Below are 23,294 nucleotides of genomic sequence, written 5' to 3'. Positions count from 1 at the left end.
TGCATTTTCTTGCGGTGACTTTACTGCGTTATGGTTTGGCACTGCGCCTTCTGCGCAGCACCCAGAAAACAAATCCTGTTGCAGCGACGATGCCGAGGATCGTCATCTGTTCGCCGGTGAGTACCAGGCGGCGAGAGAGCGTTCCGTTCTGCCATGCGGCATAGCTTCGCTGCACATCGTCACGCAGACCGGGAACAGTGAGCGATGCATAGTCTGTTGTGGGAAGCGAGCCGAAGATGCGCGCCGGATCCGGTGGTGCGCCGCCTGTGTCTTTCGGCACAGCCTCCATTAGCTTTGTGATTTCACCGTCGGGCTGATCTCGGAATAATTCGCTTTGCGCTGTGCTGGGAAAGAGTGTGGTCTTCCCTGTCATCTTGAATTCAATCGCGTTGACTACGTCCTGGCAGACGCCAAGGGTGTAATAGCCACCGAAGGGCAGTTGCGCGTGCGCGGCGTGGAGATACGCGTAGGCGCGCAGCATGTTGCCCGTGAGTCGCGTGACTTCCACCGCATCCGCGCCGTTGTATTCATGCGCGTGGCGGCCCATTACCCACGGTTGATTTTGTTCGTCGTTTGTACGGAACTCGGCGCGACCATCAATGCCGAAGTAGAACGCAACGTTCGCATTGATCTTCGGTCCGCTGACAAGCCACTCATATTCAGCGTGCGCTACAGGGATCAGCAAGCGGCGCTTTGGCTGCCACCAATGGTCGCGTGGCACCAGCAACTGGCTGTCGAGAAAGAATGGCATCTCAACGTCTTTGCCGTTGTAGTGGAAGTGGCCGAAGTTTGCGAAGTAGCGTGCGTCCGCCACAGTGACGGTATGGCCTGTGGCCACGAGGGCCTGCACCAATTCCTGTGGCGAGTGCGCAGTGTGCTCCTGCAGTGTGACGGTAAAGGGAGCCGCGTTGCGATAGCCGTTCAGCGACAGCCGATTCATCGCTTCAGCTAGACGTGCGCTTTCACTGTGCAGTGGCGCAATCTTCGGGTCGGGGCCGTCGCCGTGCGTTACACCCGCCAGAAGAGGTGTAATGTCTGCCTTAAATTCAGGACGATCACTGGGAACATCCAGCGACTCTGTCTGTGGCTGTTGCAGATTGTACGGGCCGATGTTCACACCAGAGGCAACGTCATACGACTGATTGTCCGTTTTGATCAGCCGGCTTCCGACATCGACCGTTTGGGTTACGTGATGAATTGTCCATCCCGGAAAACGATCGAGGCCGGTCCAGTCCTTGCCCAGGATCATCTCTCGTAGCGTGTCGAAGAGTTGCGGCGTCAGATACGCGCCGTTCTTACCGCCCTTGTTCAGGTAATCCAGCAGCTGTTCTGTGAAGCCGGGCTGCGCCGAAAGCTCGCGCATCATCTGCGAGAGCGCGACGGTGTTCGGCGGCAACGCTGCCTGGTCGTTGGCGATGTTCCGCGCAACATCTGCCTTCGTCGCACATCCGGCGAGAAGCAAGAGAGTGGAGAGTCGTAAAACGTTCCATGCGCGCATGCAACTAAATACGATGCACCAGAACATTGCTGAGGTGATCCAGAGGTGCACCAAAAATACAACGGGCAGAGCAATTGCTCTGCCCGTTGTACTGATTCGTTGTTGCGAATCGTTAGGCTGCGTTGAGCTTCTTCACGACGAGATCGTTCAACAGCGCGGGGTTGGCCTGCCCCTTGGACAGACGCATAACCTGTCCGACAAAGAACGCGCTGACCGTAGTCTTGCCGCCCTTGTACTGCTCGACCTGTTTCGGATTTGCGGCGATGACTTCGTCGATCATCTTTTCAATCGCGCTGGAATCGCTGATCTGCTCCGGCTTTTCGCGATCGTAGACGGTGGCGAAATCTTCGTTCTTCTCAAAGCTGATATCGAAGAGTCCCTTCAACTGCTTGGATGAGAGCTTGCCTTCTTCAAGAAGATCCGCAGCCTGCACAATGCCCTTCATCGATACGGGCGACTGCGAAAGTTCAAGGCCTGCGGCGTTAAGACGTCCGACCAACTCACCGAGCAGAAGGTTCGCAACACGCTTCGGGCTCTTTGCCGTCCTAGCCGCAACTTCAAACTGATCTGCGAAATCGCGCGACGCTGCAAACGTTGCCGCGTCCTGTGCCGTGAGCTCATACTCCGCAACAAGGCGTGCACGCTTGGCTTCCGGAAGCTCCGGAAGATTCTTTAGGATGGCTTCTTTCCACGCGTTATCTACGATGAGTGCAGGTAGATCAGGCTCAGGAAAGTAGCGGTAATCATGCGCGGCTTCCTTGCTGCGCATGGAGTACGTGCGGCCCTCTGCAGAGTTATACAAACGCGATTCCTGCACGACACGCGCGCCGCTCTCCACGACTTCCACCTGGCGCTCAATCTCGTAATGGATCGCATCGCGAATGAAGCGGAAGCTGTTGACATTCTTTACTTCGGCCTTGGTGCCGTACTCAGCCGCGCCCTTCAGCATCACGGATACGTTGGCATCACAACGCAGCGAACCCTCTTCCATGTTGCAGTCAGAGACGCCCGTGTACAGAAGAATTTCCTTCAGCTTGGTCAGATACTCGTACGCTTCTTCCGGCGTGCGAATGTCGGGTTCGCTGACGATTTCCACCAACGGCGTGCCGCAGCGGTTCAGATCAATGTAGGTGCGGTTGGCACTGTCAGCGAATCCGTCATGAATGCTCTTACCTGCGTCCTCTTCCATATGCAGACGCGTGATGCCAATGCGGCGCGTGCCGCCCTTGCCATCGCTGACGTCCAGCCATCCGTTCTCTGCAATCGGCTTATCGAACTGCGAGATCTGGTAGCCCTTGGGCGAATCGGGATAGAAGTAGTTTTTGCGCGCGAAGATGCTCTCTTCATTAATGGTGAGGTTCAGCGCACGCGACGCCAGCACGGCAAACTCCACCGCCTGCCGGTTCAACACAGGCAGCGCGCCGGGCAGGCCCAGGCATACGGGGCAGACGTGTGTGTTCGGGTCACCACCGTACTTGTTAATGCAACCGCAGAAAGCTTTCGTCTGCGTCAGCAACTGTACGTGGACCTCCAACCCGATCACGGGCTGGTACTTAGCGAGAACCTCAGGAGAAACACCGGCAACGAGCGACATATCTATCTTTCATTCTAGCGAAGGCTCGTGGAGGACCATTTTGGGAATCCTGAAATCACCTTCATCCGACCGCTTGCGCGTTGGCGCGGTGTGGCGTATTACTCCTGTATCCCGAATTTCGATTGCCCTGCCGTACGATTTCCTCGCTCGGTAGGTAGTTTGAGGTACTTCTTCCCATGTCGCCCGTTGCCCTGCCTGGCAGCCTGCTTCGTGCCGTCGCCGCGTCCTGGCTGATGGCAACATGCTGCATTCCCGCGTTTGCAAAAGACCAGGTTCCAGATTGGGTGAAAACTGCCTCCCAGACATCTACGGATAAGGTGTCGAAAGACGTCGATGCTGCTGTCCTTATGGAGGACGTCACGTACACCGTTTCGCCGAACGGCGTTCTGGTGAAGCACGTACGCCGGGTTATGAAGGTTCTGCGCCCACAGGGTCGCAAACAGATGGAGATGTTCGCGTACTACAGCAGCTCGCGGGAAAAGCTGAATTACCTCCACATCTGGAGCATTGGACCCGACGGCAAGGAATATGTCGTCAAGGATAAAGAACAGAGCGACCTGGCTACCGATGCCGGATTCGAACTGTACAGCGACTCGCGTGTCCGCGGTTTGACGCCGCCCGCCATGGACGTAGGTGCAATTGCCGCCATGGAATATGAGCGCCAGGAACAGCCTTACGAAAACGACATCATCTGGATGCCAGGCGAGGATATTCCGGTGTTACGGGAACGCCTTACCCTGAATCTGCCAGAGGGCTATACCTACAAAGCCTCATGGAAAGGCAAACCCAAGGCACAGCCCGTGGATGCCGAACATGGAAAGACTCTTTGGGAGGTCGAGAACCAGGAATCGCTGGTAACGCGCGACCGGGTTCCACTATCCCCCAGTCAGCTTTCCGTAGCACCGCGTATGGACATCTTCTACCAAGGCCCAGTCACGACTCCGTATGGGGCCATGACTGGTGATTGGAAGAGCATTGGCGAATGGTATGAACGGCTCGCAAAGGACCGTAACAAGCCAGACCCCGCGATCACGGCAAAAGCGCAGGAGTTGGTCGCCGGGAAGAATGACTTCCGCGATCGGGTGGCAGCCGTATCCAATTTTGTGCAGAGCGATATTCGCTATGTAGCCATTGAGATTGGCGTGGGCGGAAATCAGCCACACCCCGCCGCTGATATCTTTCGCGCAGGTTATGGAGACTGTAAAGACAAGGCCACGTTGCTGAGTGCCATGCTGGATGCAGTCGGCGTGCGTTCCACATGGGTCATGGTGGATACGCATCGTGGCATGATCAGCAGCGATGCTCCTTCTCTTATGGGCAATCACATGATTGCTGCCATTGAATTGCCTGCGAATTACACGCCGAAAGAGATGTACAGCGTCGTCACCGCGAAGAGCGGCAAGCGCTTTCTTATTTTCGATCCCACGTGGAGAAGACTCCCTTTGGCCAGCTTGAACATGAATTGCAAGGCAGCGATGCATTGCTGGTGGATGGCTCCGATAGCCAGGCCATCCGGCTACCGATACTGAAGCCTGAACAAAACCATATTCAACGCAAAGCCAGCTTCCAGCTCGCAGCAGACGGCACGCTTTCCGGGACGGTCACGCAGGAAGAGGGAGGCGATATTGCGCGCACCCTGCGCGCGCTTTCTCTCAATGACGAAAAGACACAGCAGCAGGCGTTGGATCGCTCGCTGGCCAGAGATCTTCGCGCTTTCCATGTGGAGGGTATGAAGATGGCGAACACTGCGGCACTGGATCGTAACCTGGAGCTTCAATACACCGTCAAGGCAGAACACTTCGCAGAACCCGTCGGCAATCTTTTCGCAATTCGTCCACGGGTGCTGGGAACAGAGGCAATGAAGGTGGACGAGAAGCCTCGCATTCTGCCCATTGATCTGGGGCAGACGCGCCTTATCGATGACGACTTCACCATCGCACTTCCAGCGGGATTCTCCGTAGATGAACTGCCGCCGCCAGTACATCTTGATCTTGGCTTTGCCTCTTATACCAGCGAGAGCAAGGTGGTGGATCATGCGATTCATTACAGCCGGACCTATACCGTGCGTGAAGTCAGCCTGCCTGCCGAACGTTATGCCGATGTGCAAAAGCTGGCACGCACGATTGAAGCCGACGAGCAGAGTAGCGCTGTATTAAAGCGCGCCAATTAGTTTCTCAGTACGACCAACTTAGGAGTTCCACGTGATGAAGTTCCGCCTTATCGCAGCCGCAACACTTGCCTTTGCGATCACCCCGCTCATCCATGCACAACAATGGACGGCACCTACGCAAGAAGAGCTGAAGATGACCTCGTTTCCGGAAGTACCGGGCGCCGATGCCATCGTGTTGAACAAGGAAGAGATCGACGATGACGATATGCATGTGCAGTACCACTACATGCGTATCAAAGTGCTGACGGAGAAAGGGCTGAAGTACGCCGACATCGAAGTTGATTTCAACAAGAAATCCGATTTGTCTGGTTACACCATTGGCGAATTCTTTGCGCGCACAGTGCAGCCTGACGGCACGATTGTTCCATTCACAGGCAAGGGCATGGACAAAGTCCTGGAAAAGGATTCCATCAATAACTACACGCGACGCGCTTATTCACTGCCCGCAGCGAAGGTGGGAAGCATCCTGGAATATCGCTACACCATCCGGCGCGACGATCATTGGTTTGCACCGGCACGGTGGAGCATGCAGGGTGACCTCTATATTAAGAACGAGCATTTCCTATGGAAGCCCACGGATAAAGAACTCGTTGGCACCACACGTGGCGGTCGCGAGAATATTTCGCAGCGTCTGACCTGGGCAAAATCGCTTCCGGCCGGCGTGGATGTTGTCCAACACAAGACACCTACTGGCCGCGTTCAGATGGAAGCGACTGTGTCTGACGTGATGCCGTTTGCCAATGAACAGTACATGCCTCCCATTTATTCTTCGCGTTACCACGTGTTTTTCTATTACACGCCTTACTACAACGCAAAAGATTACTGGGATACGGAAATTAAGTACTGGAACTCAGACACGAATAAGTTCACCGGAAACAATGGGACCGTTTCATCCATTGCGCACGAGGTCACCACGGGCGCAACCTCTGACGAAGATAAAGCGCGAAAGCTCTATGCCTACGTGATGAGACTGGAAAACACGGACTATACGCGTGAGCGCACGTCGCAGGAAGAAAAGAAGGAGATTAAGTCTGCAGAAGATGTTCTGAAGCGCAAGCACGGCTCCGCCAACCAGATTGCAATGACGTATGTTGCACTGGCACGTGCTGCTGGTTTGAAAGCAGATTCTATGCTCGTCGCCGACCGCTCTTATCTGATCCTGGATGTAAATTGGCAGGATATTTCGCAGCTTACGGATACCATTGCGATCGTGAATTATGGTGGTCAGGATCACTACCTGGATCCCGGAAGCCGTTACAACCCCTTCGGCCATCTGGAATGGGACCACACTATTTCTGGTGGCATTCGCCAGGACAATAAGAACCCAGCGCAGCAGTTCTCTATGACTCCAGGTGAACCCTATAAGTTCTCGCACACATCGCGCGTGGGTGATGTGAAGATTACCGATGATGGCCACATGACCGGAAAGGTGACGTTAACTTTTGAGGGCAGCCCGGCACTCCGCTGGCGCCATGTCGCATTGAAAAACGATGACGCGGAATTGAAAGACAGATTAAAGAAAGAGATCGAGTCGATGCTGCCCGGTGGTTCAGACGTCACTGTCGGATCCATTGCAAACCTTGATGACGGGGACCTTCCGCTGAAGGTAGAAGCCACTGTAAATGGTCGTATCGGCAACAGCGTCGGCTCACGCGTAATGCTTCCCAGCGTTCTGTTTGAGAGCAACAACAATCCACGCTTCCCACACGAAAAGCGCGATCTGGGCGTCTATTTCCCTTACTCCGAGATCAGCCAGGATGCCGTCCGTTACACGTTGCCTGCTGGCTGGACCGTGGATTCCGCCCCTGTAAACCAGGGGGCGTCGTATGAGAAGCTGGCGGCCTACTCGCTCACCTCACAGCAGAAGTCCAATACCATCACTCTGCGCCGCGACTTCATCATGGGCGATATCTATTTCCCAAACGACAAGTACAAAGAACTCCGCACGTTCTACAACGACTTTGAGGCAAAGGATCATAGCAACGTTGTGATCAAACGTAGCCCTACCACTGCCTCGACGTCAGCTCCGGCAGGCGCACAATAAATCGCACATCCATAACTAAGAGAGGCGCTCCTTCCGGGCGCCTCTTTTAGTTACGTGTTGTTATGTTCAGGGAATTGGTTCGTAAGTCACATAGGCAAACGAACGGGAATCAGGCGACCATGAATTTACATTGATCGTTCCCTGGCCGCCAGTGACCGTTACCAAGGCCTTCGGCAGCGAAGTGGATGTTCCTTTGTGCAGGGGCACCCCCATAATTTGCACCTGCAGCGTTCGTGGATTGTGCGTAGCCGTTCCCTTTGGGTATGCAATGTAAATCAGTATCTTTCCATCTGGAGAAAGATGTGGAAACCAGTCCTCATTCCCGTCCGCAATTATCTTCTCTGCGCGTTCATCTCCCGGTCCCGCACCGGTAATTGGCATGCGCCAGATGGCTTCCTGTCCCGTTCGATCGCTGTTGAAATAGATCATGTGCCCATCGGGGGTAACGTCCGGCCCGTCGTCATGATGTTCATCCGTCGTCAGTCTTGTCTCTGGACCACCATCCAACGGCAGACTGTATAGGTCAAATTGCTTTGAACCGTTGCGTTGCGCAACAAACAGAATCGCTTTGCCATTCGGTGTGAAGCCGTGAAAGTAGCTGTTCCACTCCGTTGTCAATGGACGGATGTTCGTCCCATCTGCATTTGCGAGATACACGTTCGATCCCTTTGCGGGTGCTTTCGTCGCTGAGAAAGCCAACAGCTTGCCGTCTGGCGAAAGGCCCTTGTCGTTATTGCAGCGATATTCCGGGGGAATCTGAAGGCGTTGCGGCTTGAGCGTTCCATCCGGCTGCAGGTCCATGCGGTAGATCGTCCCGCCAGAATTTGCGATAAGGTATTTGCCACCGGGCGACCACGTGGGAGCTTCCCAGACGGCGTCCGCCTGAAAGACCTGACGCGCATGGTGGTCGCTCAAGCGATAGATCCACATGTGGCTGCGTAATGGCTGAGGCGGCGGCGTTGCTGTCTGCTGTGCTACCGCTGCGACTGTAAGAAGACATCCTAGAATTACCCTGTATCCAGCCATCGCCCTGCCCTCCGCGGCACAACCTGAAACCATTTCCCGAACGACGGAAGACTACACTGAAAAGGCAATGATTCTCCCCTTTGTCCGCGACATGATAGCGGACCTGGAACATACGGAACCGTTCGAGCGCCTGCGCCGCCATCTTTCCGGCGGTTCGGGTCGACGCCGCGTCTCTGGACTGACGGCGACAGCCCGCGCTATTTATTTGCCCCTGATGATTCGCGCCAGCAATGCTCCCGCGCTGATTCTGGTCAGCGACAACAAGGCTGCAGAAGCGCTGCATGAGCACCTGAACGCCACTTGCGAATTAACCGGCGCGCTGAAGTGCGAAGAGGTGCTGCGACTACCCGCGCATGATGTTCTGCCGTTTGAGAATCTGTCGCCTCACGCCGAGATTGCGGAGCAACGCGCGAGCACCTTATGGAAGATCTGCACCGGCGCTGCGCGCGTGGTAATTGCACCTCTGGAAGCTGCGTGCATGATCCTGTTTGGTCGTGATTACTATGCGGCACTCACGATTGAACTGAAACGCGGCGAAGAGCATGACACGACAATGCTGCTGGAGCATTTGCTGACAGTTGGCTATACACGCGTGGACGTTGTTGAAATGCCCGGACAGGTGACACTGCGTGGCGGCATTATGGATGTCTACTCACCAGAGATGGACCGCCCCGTCCGCATTGATTTCTTCGGCGATGAGATCGACACCATGCGTAAGTTCGATCCGGAGACGCAACGCTCGTCGTCGCCTGTGGATGAGATCACGCTGCTGCCACTGACAGAAACGCCTGTCACAGAAAAGCTGTTAGGCGCTGTGCATGCGCGGCTTGTACGTGGTGGAGTTGCGGGTGCAGAACTGGAAGGTGGCGACGAACCGCGTGAAATCGCTTCAAGTGTAGGGAATGTCTCGGTCTTTCCAGGATGGGAGTTCTTCGCGCCTGTTGCGGGTGCGGCCAGCACGCTGCTGGACCTGATGGGCCCGAAGACGCGCGTGTACGTGGAAGAGCCCGCCATGGTGAAGAATCAGGGCGAACGCTGGTGGAACAAGATTGAGCAGCGGCATGATCGCAGCGGCATTGGAAACCTTGTTAAACCGGGCGATATCTATATTTCGCCGTGGGATCTTGAAGATCGTATCCGCCGTTATCCCGGAGTGGAACTCGATCAGCTTGGCGCTGTTGATGTTCTTGAAGTGGACACGTCTTCACAAACAGAGATTGAATTTGCATCGCGTCCTACGATGCGTTTTCACGGCTCCATTCCTGCTTTCACAGAACATCTGAAATCGCTGCAACAGACCGATGCACGTGTGATGATCGCAGCGCCCAATCAAGGCGAAGTGGAGCGTCTTGCAAGCCTATTGCAGGAATACGGATTGGCTTACCGCATTGGCTCACGCGTACAGCAGCAGAGTGGTTCTGCAACCGTGTACGAAGAGAGCAGCTACCTTACCGGCGACATTCGCACGCCGGTCATCGTGCGTACACCACTTGCCGCGGGTGTGCAGTTTCTTGATCTGGATAAAGCAACAGCGCGGCAGCTCATCATCTTCGGCGCGCAGGACCTGAACGACGAAGCAGACGTGCATGCGCGGCCCGTGCAGCGCAAATCGAAGACATCGGCTTTCATCAGTGATTTCCGCGACCTGACCGTGGGCGACTACGTTGTCCATGTTGAGCATGGCATTGCCAAGTACATGGGCCTGCGCACCATTGAGCAGGAAGGCGCGCCGCTTGAGTTGATGATCCTGGAGTTTGCTGACGAGGCGAAGCTCTATGTTCCACTGACGCGTCTTGATCTGATTCAGAAGTACCGCAGCAGCGAAGCCGGGCCTGCACCTGAGCTGAACAAACTTGGCGGACAGGCGTGGGCAAAGACGAAGGCCCGCGTGAAGAAGGCCATGCAGGACATGACGGAGGAGTTGCTCAAGCTGTATGCACAGCGGCAAGCCGCCATGGGTTTTGCATACACGCAGGACACGCAGATGATGCGTGAGTTTGAAGACGCATTCGACTACAACGAAACTGACGACCAGATTGCCGCCATCGCTGACATCAAGAACGACATGGAATCGAATCAGCCGATGGATCGGCTGCTGTGCGGTGACGTTGGCTATGGCAAGACGGAAGTAGCCATGCGTGCAGCGTTCAAAGCTGTGCAGGATTCAAAACAGGTCGCAATCCTTACGCCGACTACAGTGCTCGCCTTCCAGCACTTTCAATCGTTCAAGAAACGCTTTGCGCGTTTCCCTGTGAACGTGGAACTGGTTTCGCGATTCCGCACGCCGAAAGAACAGAAGAGGATTCTGGAAGATACAGCAGAAGGTAAGGTCGATATCCTCATCGGCACGCACCGCCTGCTGTCGAAAGACATTGTCTTTCAGGATCTGGGGCTGCTGATTGTGGATGAGGAGCAGCGTTTTGGCGTGCGTCATAAAGAGCGCCTGAAGCAGATGCGTGCGCACATTGATGTTCTTGCAATGAGTGCCACGCCGATTCCGCGCACACTGCACATGAGCTTGCTGGGCTTGCGCGATATGAGCGTAATTGAAACGCCGCCCAAGGATCGCATGGCCATTCAAACCATCGTGGCAAAGTTTGATGAGAAGCTGCTGCGTACCGCGATTGAACTGGAACTGGAACGCAACGGCCAATGCTACTTTGTACACAATCGCGTGGAGACCATCTACGAGCTTGCATCGAAGATTCGTGAACTTGTGCCGCAGGCGCGGGTGATTACAGCACATGGACAGATGGGAGAGGGTGAACTGGAAAAGGCCATGCTCGCTTTCATGAATGGCGAGTATGACGTGCTGTGTGCTACCAGCATTATTGAAAACGGCCTGGACATTTCGCGCGCGAACACGATCATTATTAACCGCGCGGATCGCCATGGTTTGAGCGAGCTGTATCAGCTTCGTGGCCGTGTAGGTCGTAGCGATCGCCGCGCTTATGCCTACTTGCTGATTCCGCCAGAGAACGAGCTTACCGAGATTGCACGCAGACGCCTTGCCGCATTGAAAGAGTTCAGCGATCTTGGCGCCGGCTTCAAGATTGCCGCGCTCGATCTGGAATTGCGCGGTGCTGGCAACATGCTGGGCGGTGAGCAGAGCGGCCACATTGAGGCGATCGGCTTTGAGATGTACACGTCAATGCTGCAGGAAGCTGTGAGCCGCATTAAGGGCGAGCTGAAGGATGAGCGGCCGGGCATGGTGCTGAACCTTGGCATCTCGCTGCGCATTGATCCAACGTACATTGCGGAAGAGAATCAGCGCCTGCGCATGTACAAACGCATTGCCGGCGCAACGGATACAGGTGTTCTTGCAGATGTTCGCTCCGAGATGATCGACCGCTATGGCGAGCTTCCGGACTCTGTTGCGAACCTGCTTGCAGCAGCTGAGATTCGACTGCAGAGCGAACACATCAACATTGCGCAGCTTGATCGCAAGCGTGTGCAGATGGAAGAGAACAAGCAAAAGGTCTTCCGCGAGATGATCATCATCAAGTTTGATCCGAAGGCGAAGATTGATCCCGGTATGTTGATGAAGCTGGTTTCGCGCAACACGAAAAAGGGTGCGAAGTTTACGCCGCAGGGTGTACTGTACTGGCCTCTGAGCAGTGCGCAATCCGCCGACGTGATTGCAGAGACTAAGGCGTTGCTGGAACAGCTTGTCTGACTCCGGTGAATGCATGAAAACAAAGCCGCAATCTTTTAACGCCACTCTCGAAAAAATGCCGGATACGCTCGGCTGGACGATTGCACACGTGCCGTTTGATCCTGCAAAAGTGTGGCAGGAGAAGATTCGCCAGCGCGTCAAAGGTACCGTCAATGGTTTTGCATTTCGCACTTCGCTCTTCCCTGTCACTGGCAAGACCAACACCTACTTTTTGCTGGTGAATCGTGCGATGCAGCAGGGCGGCAAAGTATCTGTGGGACAGGTGGCTTCCTTCACACTGGAGCCAGATATGGAACCACGTACTGCGGAGCTACCCGAAGAACTGGATGCTCTGCTGGATGACGAACCTGGCTTGCGCGCGTTCTACGAATCCTTTACGGAATACATGCGGCGCGAGATTGGCAAATGGGTCTTGGGCGTGAAGAGCGACGAAGCTCGCATGCGCCGCGCTCAACAGATGGCGGAACGTCTGCTGTTTGCCATGGAAGGCGAGCAGGAGCTTCCTCCTGCAATTGCGAAAGCGCTGAACGCTCGGCCCAAGGCGAAAGCTGGCTGGGCGAAGATGACAGAGTTGCAGCGCCGCAATGAATTGTTGGCCGTAGGCTATTACCAAACACCGGAATCGCGCTCCAAACGCATCCAGAAATTGTGCGACGAAGCGGAAAAACGCGCCGGAAAATAATCCACACCGCAAACTGCGCAGTAATATGTTCGCAAGCCATGCGACTGCTTCTACGCACTCTTACCGCTTCCCTTCTCGCCCTCGCCGCGTGCAACCTGCAAGCGCAACGCATCTCTGCCGATGGCGCCATGCAAACCTTTGATGTGCTGTCGAACCAGTACTTTGATGAGTTTTATTTTCCGAATGCTCCGACATCGGGAACAGCAGTTGGCTATCACCAGTTTGATACGCGTCTGGAAGATTACTCTGCCGCGGCCCGCACAAAGCAGGTTGCTGAATTGCATGACTGGGAAAAGAAGTTTGAAGAGATTCCGGCAGACGGGCTGGACGCCTCCGTTGCTGCTGACCGCGAGATTCTGCTGAATTCCATTCGGTCGCAACTCCTCACGCTGGAAGTGATTCGCCCCTTGGACAAGAACCCGGACGCTTATTCCTCTGGCGTTACGAGCAGCATCTTTGTGTTGATGGAGCGGCCCTTCGCGCCTGCGAATGTGCGTCTGCGCGATGTGATTGCGCGCGAGCGGTTGATTCCGCAGGTGTTTGAAGAAGCAAAGAAGAACCTGCAAAATCCTGCCAAGATTTCCACGGAAATCGCGCTGGAACAGATTGATGGCATTGTCAGCTTCTTCCAGAATGACGTGCCATCCGCATTCAACGATGCGACAGATCGAATTGCCAAAGTGCAGTTTGCAAAGACGAATGCTGCGGTAATTCAGGCGTTGAAGGATTATGGAGCATGGATGAAATCCGACCTGCTGCCACGCTCCAACGGCGACTTCCGACTGGGCGCTGATACCTATCGTAAGAAGTTGCTGTACGACGAGATGGTGGACGCGCCGCTTGACAGACTGTTGGCAGTGAATGAAACCAACATGCGGCAGAATCAGGCAGATTTTGCACGCATTGCTAAAGAGCTTGATCCGAACAAGACACCTGCGCAGGTGCTGGCAGAACTCGCCACCATTCATCCGACCCCGGATAAGCTGCTGGATGCCTTCCGCGACAGTTTTGCTGCGGAGATTGCTTTCATCAAGGACCATCACATCATCACGCTGCCAAACGATGAGCGACCAGTGCTGCAGGAGACCCCGCCGTTCATGCGCGCCACCACGTCGGCCAGCATGGATCCTCCAGGGCCATTTGAAACGCGCTCCACCAAGGCTTATTTCAACGTTACGTTGCCAGAAAAGAACTGGACGCCAGAACACATTGCCGAGCACATGGCAGAGTTCAACGTGGGCACGATCGTGAGCACCAGCGTGCACGAGGCCTATCCCGGCCACTTCACACAGTTCCTGTGGCAAAACCAGTTCCCATCGCGTGTTCGCAAGCTGGTTGGAGCGAATACAAATATCGAAGGCTGGGCGCACTACACCGAACAGATGATGCTGGATGAAGGTTTCCAGACACCCGGCGCGGATGCTCGTACGCAGAAGCTGATTCGCCTGGGACAAATTCAAGATGCGCTACTACGCAACGCGCGGTTCACAGTTGGCATCAAGATGCATACCGAAGGTTGGAGCACGGAACAGGCTGAGCAGTACTTCGTTACTGAGGGATACCAATCTCCTTCTGTTGCGAAGATGGAGACCAAGCGAGGCACATCCGACCCCACCTATCTGTACTACACGCTGGGCAAGCTGGAGATTTTAAAATTGCGCGCCGATCTGAAAGCAAAACAGGGCGCGGCGTTTAATCTGCAACAATTTCACGACAACTTTATGCGACAGGGACCTGTGCCGATCAAGATCATGCGCCAGGCCATGCTCAAAGAAGATTCGCCCGTTCTGTAAACCAGGAACACTTACAAGTTTTCATAAAGTCCTATTTGGTTAACGCACTCAAATCCGATAGCATGACGAAATCGCCCCCAGCGTCTTGTACGAAAACTTCATGGATAAGCCAGAGATGACCAAGACCATTCGTAAAGCTGTTTTTCCCGCTGCCGGCATGGGCACACGTTTTTTGCCTGCAACCAAGGCAACACCGAAGGAAATGCTTCCCCTGGTGGACAAGCCCCTGATCCAGTACGGCGTGGAAGAAGCCGTGGCTGCGGGATGCACTGAAATCATTATTGTGACCGGCCGCGGCAAAGGCACAATGGAAGATCACTTTGATCGTGCCCCGGAGCTTGAGGCGTCGCTGGAAAAGCGCGGCAAGCACGCGCTGTTGGACATAGCGCTCTCCACCACGAAACTGGCAAAGATCACTTACGTGCGACAGCCTGAGGCTCTTGGCCTGGGTCATGCTGTGCTGATGGCAAAGGAACTTGTTGGTGATGAGCCTTTCGCCGTTCTGTTGCCGGATGACATCGTCGACGCGAAGACGCCCTGCATGAAACAGATGGTGGAAGCCTTCGCAAAGACTGGCTCATCCATCCTGGGCAGCGAAGTAGTGGAAGGCGACGCTATCCAGAACTATGGCTGCCTTGCGTGCGCGCCAGATGCTTCTGATTCACGTCTGCTGAAGGTTTCCGACATGGTGGAGAAGCCGAAGCCGAGCGAAGCTCCGAGCCAGAATGCGATCATCGGTCGCTATATCTTGACGCCGCGCATCTTTGAGATGCTGGAGACGATCACGCCCGGTGCGGGCGGCGAATTGCAGCTTACGGATGGCATCAAGGCACTGCTGCAGTATGAAAACGTCTATGGCTTCACCTACGAAGGCAAGCGCCATGATGCGGGCGATAAGCTCGGTTTCCTGAAGGCTACGGTGGAGTTTGCTCTGCAGCGGCCTGATCTGGGACCCAAGTTCCGCGAATGGCTGAAGAGCTTTCCGCTGTAGTCAGCACTTCATAACAGAATAAATGGGATGCGATGATCGCATCCCATTTGTCTTTTTTATCTGTGCATATCTCTTACGGATGCAGCGGCGGCGTCTGCTTACGCAGCCAGTTCCGCAGTGCCTCAGGATCGTCTGTGATAATGCCATCGACGTGTGCGTCTGTCAGACGCTTCCATTCTTCCGGAGTATTGGGTGTATATGGCAGCACCTGCAGACCCAGCTTGTGCGCCACGGCAACTTCTTCTGGCGTGACGAGACTGGCATCAGGACTGAGAATATTCGCGCCAGATACCTTCGCCATATTCGCAAAGCTCTTGTCTGGCTCGTTGATGCCCATCAGCTTGTCATACTTTGCTTGGCCAAAGAGTGCAGAGCGGCGAATCGCTGGATCAAGCGTCTGCATGGCGTGAAGCGTGCGAAAGTCAAAGCTCTGAAGAATGACACGCTGCTGAAGATGATGCTTGCGCACAGCCGTATCGATCATCTGCACGAAGACCTCAGGCGAGGGCGTCATCTCTGGATGCAGCGGAAAGATCTTTGTCTCCACGTTGAATTGAAAGTTACCCTGCGGTGCCAGATCCAGTACCTCATCAAAGGTTGGGATATGCGTGTTCGGTACGGCTACCTGATTGGGAAATGCTGTCAATGTCTTCGCACCACAGTCATATTGCTGCAACTGCTGAAGTGTCAGCGTGTGAATCGGCGTGTCTTTTGCCAACGGTGGGCCGACACATTCACGCTCGCCGGGAAAGCTTGAATTCAGAACAGGCGAGTGCGACACCACCAGAACATTGTCTTTGGTGACTGCGAGATCCAACTCCAGAACATCGGCGCCGTGGCCAATGGCGTACTCAAAGGCCGGGATGGTGTTCTCAGGCCGCGTGGCACGCGAGCCGCGATGGCCGTGCACCACGACCATTTGCGCGCTGCATGCAGCGGTGCATAGCAGCAGGGTGAAGACGTATTTGATTCGCATCCATGCAGCATTCACCACGGCAATCAACGTACGATGAACCGCTTGGAAATTGCTTCCAAACATTCCTGCTGCGAACAGCCTTACTGCTGCTGTGCCTGTTGCATCTGCTGCATATGTTTGATGTGATCTGCTACGGGATTCGGTGCCGCAGGAAGCTGCTGCGCTTTCTCCACCAGCATGGACCAGTCCTCAGGCACCGGCATCTCCTGATCCAGTAGCGGCGTTCCTTCACTGGGACTGACTCGCACCGCCACGCTCAATTTCGAAGCAGCGGAGCCGCGGAAGATGCCGTGCGTGGGCGGAACGTCCGCATAGTCGCGGCCAACGGCCGTACGGATGTGACGGTCACTTTCCACAAGCCAGTTTGTGGGATCGAATCCAACCCATCCAAGCTGTGGCAGATAACACTCCACCCACGCGTGCGTTGCCGAGTTGATACTGCGGTCGTTATCGCGTTCGCCATGATACAGATAGCCGCTCACATAACGGCAAGGAATCTTCAGGTACTCACGCACCAGCGCGATCATCACGTGTGAGAAATCCTGGCACACACCGCACTTCTGCGTCAGCGCTACGTCAATCGGAGAATCCACGTCAGTGGATTGGGGAACGTAATCGAAGTAGCGATAGAGTTTCTCGTTCAAGTCATGCAACACCATCAATGGATCGTCGCGGCGACGCACGTCCAGAGTCTTTGCCAGCTCTGCCAACAATGGAGATGGTTTCGCAAATTCACTGGGGAAAAGAAACTCCCAAAAGTCTCCGGCTTGCACATCGGCATCGAGAGCGGCCCAGGCGTCAGGCGACAGAAACGCTGGCACAGGCGCGACTTCTTCCATCTCCACAAGGCTTTCCGCAACAATCACAAGCTGCTCATGCCCACCCGGAATATCGAAGTGATGCACATGATTGCCGAGGTGATCGCGGTACGAGAACACACGGCAACGAGGCGACACCGAAAGCTGAAAGTTCAGGCAGCGCTGGATAGTATCCGAGCGCGGATGCATGCGCGTCTCCATAATGCTCTCGCTTACAGAGCTGGAATACACGAACTTGGTCAGATGACGCACGGTGTAATACATAGTTCGCTTTCCTCACTAACCTGCGAGAGCAGCCTGAATAGAGTAGTCCACATACAGTTCATAGATGGCGTTATGAATTTCTCGACACTGCCTCTGAATATCGTGCAGATACGTCACCACACCACCGCTCATAATCTCTTCCACACTGGAGTAACTCAATGTGGATCGCAACCTGCCTGAGATACGCGTTAACTTATCGCCGCGTGCCCCGCCACTTAGCCCCTGAACCACTTCCAATGCCTGCTGCATGGCATCAATGGAGAAGCGCAGCGAATGCGGAAAATCTGCATCCAGCAACAGGAACTCCAGAATCCAATCCGGTGACAGATCGGCTGTGTATACCTTGCAGTAGGCCTCAAACGCCGTTGCACTGCGAAGCAGTCCCATCCATTCCAGGTACTCATTCGAATCAGGCAACGCATCCGTATTGGCCCACAGTTCCGGCTGATATGCCTCCAGCAACATGGCCGTTGCGGACGCGCGTTCCATGAATCGACCCACCTGGATGAACTGCCATCCTTCTCCGTGGCTCATGGTGGAATCGGTCACACCCTGAAACTGGTGAACACCTTCCATCACCTGTCCAAGAAACTCAGTAGGACCCTCGTTCTGCTGCAGCGTTGAATCGGCATGCGTATCGCTCTGCATCTCAGGCCGCGTCACCTGCAAATACAGTGAGTTCAGCCGTTGCCACATCTCCGTGGAAATCTGCTCGCGCACATGCCGCGCATTTTCGCGGGCGCCAATAATGCACCCCAGCACACTGGAACTGTTGGAAGCATCGAACGTAAGCCTGCGCGCAAGGGCAATGGCGTCGCCTTCAAACTGCACATCGCGCGGCGCACCCAACGCCTGCAGTACCCGTTGCCAACGCCGATCAGCCACGTTGGTGGGCTCATCCAGCATCAGGTTCAGGTTTACGTCCAGCAGACGTGTCGTGTGTTCGGCCCGCTCCAGGTAGCGGCTCATCCAATAAAGGCTGTCGGCGACTCGTGAAAGCATTTGAGCTACAACTCCTGCAGAGAGTGGAGTCTAGAGTATCAATACCTGACCGAATCGCTAGTGTTTTCGTCCGTTAGTGGACACTATATCCATTTATGGACACGCTTCGTCTTCGGTGATTACCGTAACTTCTCTGAAAACAGCATTTTAATTTTGCTGCGGGATGGTGCATGGCATGCGTATTCATTACGTAACCATGGACATCGCAAGGCCAGATCTAAAGCGCACAAAAGCTCGCCGCCGGTTGGTAATCGGCATCGTTGCGGCGATTGCCGTTGCTGTCACTGTTTACTTCGTCTCTCGCCTTAAGCCCGGAGCTCCTGAGGTGGACCGTGCGTCCATCTGGACGGACACCGTGAAGAACGGCCCACTGCTGAGGCAGGTGCGCGGACCGGGAACACTGACGCCCCGTGAAGATAAGCTGCGGCTGATCCCGTCGCAAACAGAAGCGACCGTGGTGCGCATCCTGGTGCTGCCGGGCGCGCACGTATCGCAGGACACACCGCTGATGGAGCTGGTGGACCCGCAATTGTCACAGGAGCTTATGGACGCGCGGCTGCAACTGAAAGCTGCAGAAGCGGACATGGTAAACACCAAAGCGAAGTTGCAGAGCGACCTGATGACACAGCGTGGCGCCGCCGCAACCGTTACCCAGGATGAAAAGCAGGCCAAGCTACAAGCGGAAACGGACAAACACCTCTACGATCTTGGCGTGATCAGCGGTCTGACCTATTCCGCCTCCAAGGGCAAGGCCGAAGAGTTGAACACACGCAACGGTATTGAAGGCCAGCGCCTGACGCTGAATGAGCGCGCCATCCAAACACAGCTTGCCGTCCAGCAGACCAAGGTAGACCAGGCGCGTGCCCTGCTCGACCTAAAAGAGAAGCAGGGAGCCGCATTGACGGTTCGCGCAGGGATTGACGGCGTTCTGGTCGATCTGCCGCACCAGGTGGGCGAACACGTTGCCGTGGGCACCACACTGGCCAAGGTGGTTCAGCCAGACCAGTTGAAGGCCAGCCTCAAGATTCCAGAGACGCAGGCACGCGACATCCAGATTGGTCAGCCTGCGGAAGTAGACACGCATAACGGCGTGATTGGCGGCAAGGTGATGCGTATTGATCCCGCAGTTGTAAATGGCACGGTCACCGTCGACGTGGAACTGGCAGGCGATCTGCCGCAGGGCGCACGGCCTGACCTGAGCGTAGACGGCACCATCAACCTAGAGAACATGGGTAACGTTCTGCAGATTGGCCGACCGGCAAACGGCGCAGAAAACAGCACCATCAGCCTCTTTAAATTGAACTCCGACGGCAAAACCGCCGTAAGAGTCCCTGTACAGGTAGGACGGGGCTCGGTAAACAACCTTCGGGTTCTGAACGGACTTCAGGCTGGCGACACCGTCATCCTGTCGGACATGTCCAAATACGACAACACGGACCGCATTCGCCTGGAATAAGGAGAAGAAACGCATGTCAAGCACGCAACCCGTCATCCACATTGATGGACTCACGAAGGTCTTCTATACCGATGAAGTGGAGACGCATGCACTTAGCGGCGTCCAGCTTGAGATTGGCCGCGGCGAATATGTGGCCATGAGCGGACCTTCCGGATGCGGCAAATCCACACTGCTGTCCATTGTGGGCTTGCTGGATACCGCTACCGCCGGCAGCTACTTGCTGAACGGCCGCGAAGTTGCCGGACTGGATTTTGCCGAGCGTTCGCGCATTCGCAATCAGGAGATCGGCTTCATCTTCCAGAGCTTCAACCTGATCGGCGATCTGACCGTTGCAGAAAACGTGGAGCTGCCGCTCACCTATCGTGCTGGTATGTCTTCCACGGAACGCAAGCGTCGTGCACAGGAAGCGTTGGAACGCGTAAACATGGCGCACCGTATGCGTCATTACCCTGCGCAACTTTCCGGTGGTCAGCAACAGCGTGTGGCTGTGGCACGTGCGCTGGCTGGTTCACCCAGCATCCTGCTGGCTGACGAACCGACCGGAAACCTTGACTCAAAGAATGGCGAAGCAGTGATGACGCTGCTGAAGGAATTGCACTCCGACGGCGCGACCATCTGCATGGTGACGCATGATCCGCGTTTTGCGGCGCATGCAGAACGTCAGATTCATCTCTTTGATGGACGCGTGGTCAGCGAAGGCGAATTGAACGCACTGCTAAGCGAAGCCGCACTGGCATAAACCACTGCAGCTTTCGTTCGGCGCCAGTTGCCCTGAAGGAGCGACAAGGATGATGCTCGGTCAAAATTTCCGGTATGCCTTTCGGCAGTTGCGGCGCAGCCCCGTGTTTACAGCCACTGCGCTGCTCACGCTGGCGCTTGGCATCGGTGTCACCACGGCTATGTATAGCGTGGTGCGATCGCTGCTGCTGGAGCCGTTGCCTTACGCGCAGCCGGATCGTCTTGTCGCCATCGCGTGGCAATTCCCGAAGGAAAAACCTTCCACATCACAGGTAGGTTCGGTTGCTGACTTCCTGATGGAACACGCACACTCCTTCTCCTCCTTCGGCATTGCGGATGGTGGCACGACGGGTGTGAACCTTGCCCCGTCTGCTACTGGCGACCGCCCATACCAGGTACAGCAACTGCGCGTATCGGGTGACTTCCTCCCCACGCTCGGACTACATCCTGCGCTGGGTCGCTTCTTCACCGCGGAAGAAGACCGCAGTGGCGGACCTCGCGCAGCACTGATGAGTTATCGCCTCTGGCAGACCACGTTTCAGGGCGATCCCACCATTGTGGGCCGCACAGTTCGGATCAATGGTGATGCGGTTCCAGTTGTCGGCGTTCTGCCCGATGGCGCGCTCGGCGATCTTTATGGTGGGAGCACGCAATCGCCTGCGGCGGGTCTATGGCAGCCGCTGCAACTGGGAGCAAAAGACCCGGGATACGACGGCGACAACTACCAGATGATTGCACGCCTGCGCGATGGTGTAACGCTTTCACAGGCACAGGCAGAGATGCAGTCACTGTTACCAGTGTTTGCGCAGCAGCATGCATGGTATTACCAGTGGAAAGCCCGCAATGGCGCATTAAACGAGTTCCATCTATGGCCACTGCAGACGGCGCTTGTGGGCGATGTTCGCAGTAGCCTTATCGTTCTGATGTTCGCGGTCGCAGCGGTACTCCTTGTGGCATGTCTCAACCTCGCGGGTCTTTCGATCGCGCGCAGCACGGCACGGACAAGGGAACTTGCAGTGCGCACCGCGCTGGGTGCCAGCCGTTCTGATCTGTTGCGCCTGATGATTTCAGAGAGCATTCTGCTTGCATTGGGTGGCGCGCTGCTTGGTCTCTTTGTTGCGCGTACGTCTGCTATTGCACTTGTTGCTTATGCTCCTATAGCGCTTCCCCATTTCCATGCCTCAGCCAATCTATGGCCAATGGTGTTGGCAACGTGCGCGTTGGCGATGTTCGCCACAATCTTCTTTGGCTTACTGCCCGCAGTTGTAGTGCTTCGCCGCGGCGTAAATGACAACCTGCGCGATGCCGGCTCACAGGGCCATTCTGCAAGCCATGGTCGCTCTGGGCGCGTGCTCGTTGTGGCGCAGGTGGCCCTTGCATTCACACTGCTCTCGGCAGCATCGCTCACGCTGCACGCGTTCCTCAATATGCGTTCCATTGCTCCGGGATTTGATACAAAGCAAATCTCCATTGCACAGGTCACATTGAAAGGCGACGCATACGCCAACGCGCAGCACACAGTGCAGTTTGTCCAGAGCGTATTGCAGAACCTTCAGCACCAACCAGGAGTCAGCCAGGTCGGCGCAGTCAATGGCCTTCCTTTGGATCGTGGCCTGAATATGGGTGGAGCCCCTGCTGACCGCAAAGAGCAACATCAAGTGGTGGAAGCACGTTTCATTACGCCGCACTATATGCAGGCGCTGGGCATTGCCCTGCTGCAGGGTCGCGACGTGACAGACGCAGACCGCTCTGACACACCACACATTGCCATTGCAAGCGAAACGGCGGCCAAGAAGTGGTGGCCTGGAAAATCCGCAATCGGGCAGCGCATCAGCATTGGCTCCGCTGGCGAATTTGAAATTGTCGGCGTTGCCCACGATACGCATGAGCAGTCGCTAATCGACCGGCCACGCGTCCTTTTCTATCTCCCGCTAACCCAGATCGATGACAAGTTCATGACGATGATCAACGGTTGGTTCCCCACGACATTCGTCATTCGGCAAGCGGGTGGCGTAGATCTATCGGTGGCCGTGACTCATGCGATTCAGCAGGCAGATCCAGAGCTTCCTGTTGCAAAGTTTGAACGCATGCAATCCGTGGTGGATAAAACCATTGCCGCGCCGCGTTTCTTCTCCTGGATGTCCAGCGCCTTCGCTTCGTTCACTCTCTTGCTGACTTCCATTGGAGTCTTCGGATTGCTGAGTTACCAGGTTGTGCAGCGCACGCGCGAAATCGGGGTTCGCATGGCGTTGGGAGCCAGCCGCAGCCGCGTACTAACTGACGTGCTGTTGCAGGGCATGGGTCTTACAGCTATTGGCCTTTGCATTGGTGCTCTTGCCGCCACTTATATGCCGCGGCTTATTGATCGCATCCTGTCGGACTTTATTTTCACAACGGATAGCAGCCTGCACATGCCGTTTCTGCAACAAGTCAACGCAGCCGCCATTGCGTTGGCGCTGATGCTTTTGATTGCCGCAATAGCAAGTATGCTTCCCGCACGTCGTGCTGCTTCCATTGATCCCATGCGGGCACTTCGCAGCGAATAACAGCGAAAGAAAGGGTAAGG

Annotated in this window: 16 protein-coding genes; 10 read left to right on the top strand and 6 right to left on the bottom strand. The window is 55.5% G+C overall.

Annotated elements, in window-relative coordinates:
- Nucleotides 1-28 precede the first annotated feature (28 nt).
- Together JAO32_RS12880 and gatB are read right to left on the bottom strand one after the other, a co-directional pair.
- Nucleotides 29-1,498 carry a hypothetical protein gene (locus JAO32_RS12880; RefSeq protein ID WP_334240989.1) on the bottom strand — a complete coding sequence of 490 codons (1,470 nt, stop codon included), beginning with the start codon at nucleotides 1,496-1,498 and terminating at the stop codon, nucleotides 29-31.
- A 112-nt stretch (nucleotides 1,499-1,610) separates the two neighbouring features.
- Nucleotides 1,611-3,092 (bottom strand): Asp-tRNA(Asn)/Glu-tRNA(Gln) amidotransferase subunit GatB, encoded by a 1,482-nt coding sequence (gene gatB / locus JAO32_RS12875; protein ID WP_334240987.1) that lies wholly within the window; start codon nucleotides 3,090-3,092, stop codon nucleotides 1,611-1,613.
- Between the two features lie 176 nt (nucleotides 3,093-3,268).
- On the opposite strand from gatB, the gene JAO32_RS12870 reads away from it, so the two are divergent.
- Genes JAO32_RS12870 through JAO32_RS12860 form a run of 3 tightly spaced genes read left to right on the top strand, consistent with a single transcriptional unit; the run spans nucleotide 3,269 to nucleotide 7,306 of the window.
- On the top strand, nucleotides 3,269-4,621 hold the full coding sequence (locus JAO32_RS12870) for a DUF3857 domain-containing transglutaminase family protein (protein WP_334240985.1): 1,353 nt from the start codon (nucleotides 3,269-3,271) through the stop codon (nucleotides 4,619-4,621).
- Nucleotides 4,555-5,262, top strand: a complete 708-nt coding sequence (locus JAO32_RS12865) for a hypothetical protein (RefSeq protein ID WP_334240983.1) — start codon at nucleotides 4,555-4,557, stop codon at nucleotides 5,260-5,262. Before JAO32_RS12870 ends, JAO32_RS12865 begins: the two co-directional genes overlap by 67 nt.
- Before the next feature lie 34 nt (nucleotides 5,263-5,296).
- Nucleotides 5,297-7,306 (top strand): DUF3857 domain-containing transglutaminase family protein, encoded by a 2,010-nt coding sequence (locus JAO32_RS12860; protein WP_334240981.1) that lies wholly within the window; start codon nucleotides 5,297-5,299, stop codon nucleotides 7,304-7,306.
- A gap of 66 nt (nucleotides 7,307-7,372) precedes the next feature.
- Here the strand turns inward: JAO32_RS12860 and JAO32_RS12855 are convergent, their stop codons facing one another.
- Entirely contained in the window at nucleotides 7,373-8,236 is an 864-nt protein-coding gene (locus JAO32_RS12855; protein WP_334240979.1) for a TolB family protein, read from the bottom strand.
- Between the two features lie 163 nt (nucleotides 8,237-8,399).
- On the opposite strand from JAO32_RS12855, the gene mfd reads away from it, so the two are divergent.
- From mfd to galU, 4 genes are all read left to right on the top strand, one after another.
- Nucleotides 8,400-12,008 carry a transcription-repair coupling factor gene (gene mfd, locus JAO32_RS12850; protein ID WP_334240977.1) on the top strand — a complete coding sequence of 1,203 codons (3,609 nt, stop codon included), beginning with the start codon at nucleotides 8,400-8,402 and terminating at the stop codon, nucleotides 12,006-12,008.
- A gap of 13 nt (nucleotides 12,009-12,021) precedes the next feature.
- Nucleotides 12,022-12,690: a YdeI/OmpD-associated family protein gene (locus tag JAO32_RS12845; RefSeq protein ID WP_334240975.1), complete on the top strand. Its 669-nt coding sequence runs from the start codon at nucleotides 12,022-12,024 to the stop codon at nucleotides 12,688-12,690.
- 38 nt (nucleotides 12,691-12,728) lie between these two features.
- Nucleotides 12,729-14,483 (top strand): DUF885 domain-containing protein, encoded by a 1,755-nt coding sequence (locus JAO32_RS12840; RefSeq protein WP_334240972.1) that lies wholly within the window; start codon nucleotides 12,729-12,731, stop codon nucleotides 14,481-14,483.
- 115 nt (nucleotides 14,484-14,598) lie between these two features.
- Nucleotides 14,599-15,474, top strand: a complete 876-nt coding sequence (galU, locus tag JAO32_RS12835) for a UTP--glucose-1-phosphate uridylyltransferase GalU (RefSeq protein WP_334240970.1) — start codon at nucleotides 14,599-14,601, stop codon at nucleotides 15,472-15,474.
- 73 nt (nucleotides 15,475-15,547) lie between these two features.
- Here the strand turns inward: galU and JAO32_RS12830 are convergent, their stop codons facing one another.
- The 3 genes from JAO32_RS12830 to JAO32_RS12820 are packed head-to-tail and all read right to left on the bottom strand — an operon-like array spanning nucleotide 15,548 to nucleotide 18,534.
- On the bottom strand, nucleotides 15,548-16,513 hold the full coding sequence (locus JAO32_RS12830; RefSeq protein WP_334240968.1) for a glycerophosphodiester phosphodiesterase family protein: 966 nt from the start codon (nucleotides 16,511-16,513) through the stop codon (nucleotides 15,548-15,550).
- 17 nt (nucleotides 16,514-16,530) lie between these two features.
- A complete protein-coding gene (locus JAO32_RS12825) occupies nucleotides 16,531-17,532 on the bottom strand; it encodes a transglutaminase family protein (protein ID WP_334240967.1) in 1,002 nt (333 codons plus the stop codon).
- Nucleotides 17,533-17,547: 15 nt separating this feature from the next.
- Nucleotides 17,548-18,534 carry an alpha-E domain-containing protein gene (locus tag JAO32_RS12820; protein WP_334240965.1) on the bottom strand — a complete coding sequence of 329 codons (987 nt, stop codon included), beginning with the start codon at nucleotides 18,532-18,534 and terminating at the stop codon, nucleotides 17,548-17,550.
- Between the two features lie 196 nt (nucleotides 18,535-18,730).
- Here JAO32_RS12820 and JAO32_RS12815 point away from each other — a divergent pair, with 196 nt between their 5' ends.
- From JAO32_RS12815 to JAO32_RS12805, 3 genes are read left to right on the top strand one after another with little or no spacing between them, the layout of a single operon-like run.
- A complete protein-coding gene (locus JAO32_RS12815; protein WP_334241109.1) occupies nucleotides 18,731-19,990 on the top strand; it encodes an efflux RND transporter periplasmic adaptor subunit in 1,260 nt (419 codons plus the stop codon).
- A gap of 13 nt (nucleotides 19,991-20,003) precedes the next feature.
- The gene (locus JAO32_RS12810; RefSeq protein ID WP_334240964.1) at nucleotides 20,004-20,729 is read left to right on the top strand and encodes an ABC transporter ATP-binding protein; all 726 of its coding nucleotides are present in this window, start codon (nucleotides 20,004-20,006) and stop codon (nucleotides 20,727-20,729) included.
- Nucleotides 20,730-20,778: 49 nt separating this feature from the next.
- Complete coding sequence (locus JAO32_RS12805) at nucleotides 20,779-23,274, top strand: ABC transporter permease (RefSeq protein WP_334240961.1); 2,496 nt, start codon at nucleotides 20,779-20,781, stop codon at nucleotides 23,272-23,274.
- Nucleotides 23,275-23,294: the final 20 nt, after the last annotated feature.

Origin of the sequence: Terriglobus sp. ADX1 (assembly GCF_036877645.1) — a bacterium.
In the GTDB taxonomy this organism is placed as follows: Bacteria; Acidobacteriota; Terriglobia; order Terriglobales; family Acidobacteriaceae; genus Terriglobus.
Note: the sequence above shows the minus strand (reverse complement) of the source record. Positions and strands in the feature narration are given on the sequence as shown.

Excerpts from the sequence above, each read along its gene's own strand:
- JAO32_RS12840 (WP_334240972.1), top strand. The coding sequence starts at position 12,729 with ATGCGACTGCTTCTACGCACTCTTACCGCTTCCCTTCTCGCCCTCGCC.
- JAO32_RS12830 (WP_334240968.1), bottom strand. The coding sequence starts at position 16,513 with ATGTTTGGAAGCAATTTCCAAGCGGTTCATCGTACGTTGATTGCCGTG.
- JAO32_RS12810 (WP_334240964.1), top strand. The coding sequence starts at position 20,004 with ATGTCAAGCACGCAACCCGTCATCCACATTGATGGACTCACGAAGGTC.
- JAO32_RS12860 (WP_334240981.1), top strand. The coding sequence starts at position 5,297 with ATGAAGTTCCGCCTTATCGCAGCCGCAACACTTGCCTTTGCGATCACC.
- JAO32_RS12815 (WP_334241109.1), top strand. The coding sequence starts at position 18,731 with ATGGACATCGCAAGGCCAGATCTAAAGCGCACAAAAGCTCGCCGCCGG.
- JAO32_RS12855 (WP_334240979.1), bottom strand. The coding sequence starts at position 8,236 with ATGTGGATCTATCGCTTGAGCGACCACCATGCGCGTCAGGTCTTTCAG.
- JAO32_RS12845 (WP_334240975.1), top strand. The coding sequence starts at position 12,022 with ATGAAAACAAAGCCGCAATCTTTTAACGCCACTCTCGAAAAAATGCCG.
- JAO32_RS12870 (WP_334240985.1), top strand. The coding sequence starts at position 3,269 with ATGTCGCCCGTTGCCCTGCCTGGCAGCCTGCTTCGTGCCGTCGCCGCG.
- gatB (WP_334240987.1), bottom strand. The coding sequence starts at position 3,092 with ATGTCGCTCGTTGCCGGTGTTTCTCCTGAGGTTCTCGCTAAGTACCAG.
- JAO32_RS12805 (WP_334240961.1), top strand. The coding sequence starts at position 20,779 with ATGATGCTCGGTCAAAATTTCCGGTATGCCTTTCGGCAGTTGCGGCGC.
- JAO32_RS12825 (WP_334240967.1), bottom strand. The coding sequence starts at position 17,532 with ATGTATTACACCGTGCGTCATCTGACCAAGTTCGTGTATTCCAGCTCT.
- galU (WP_334240970.1), top strand. The coding sequence starts at position 14,599 with ATGACCAAGACCATTCGTAAAGCTGTTTTTCCCGCTGCCGGCATGGGC.
- mfd (WP_334240977.1), top strand. The coding sequence starts at position 8,400 with ATGATTCTCCCCTTTGTCCGCGACATGATAGCGGACCTGGAACATACG.
- JAO32_RS12820 (WP_334240965.1), bottom strand. The coding sequence starts at position 18,534 with ATGCTTTCACGAGTCGCCGACAGCCTTTATTGGATGAGCCGCTACCTG.
- JAO32_RS12880 (WP_334240989.1), bottom strand. The coding sequence starts at position 1,498 with ATGCGCGCATGGAACGTTTTACGACTCTCCACTCTCTTGCTTCTCGCC.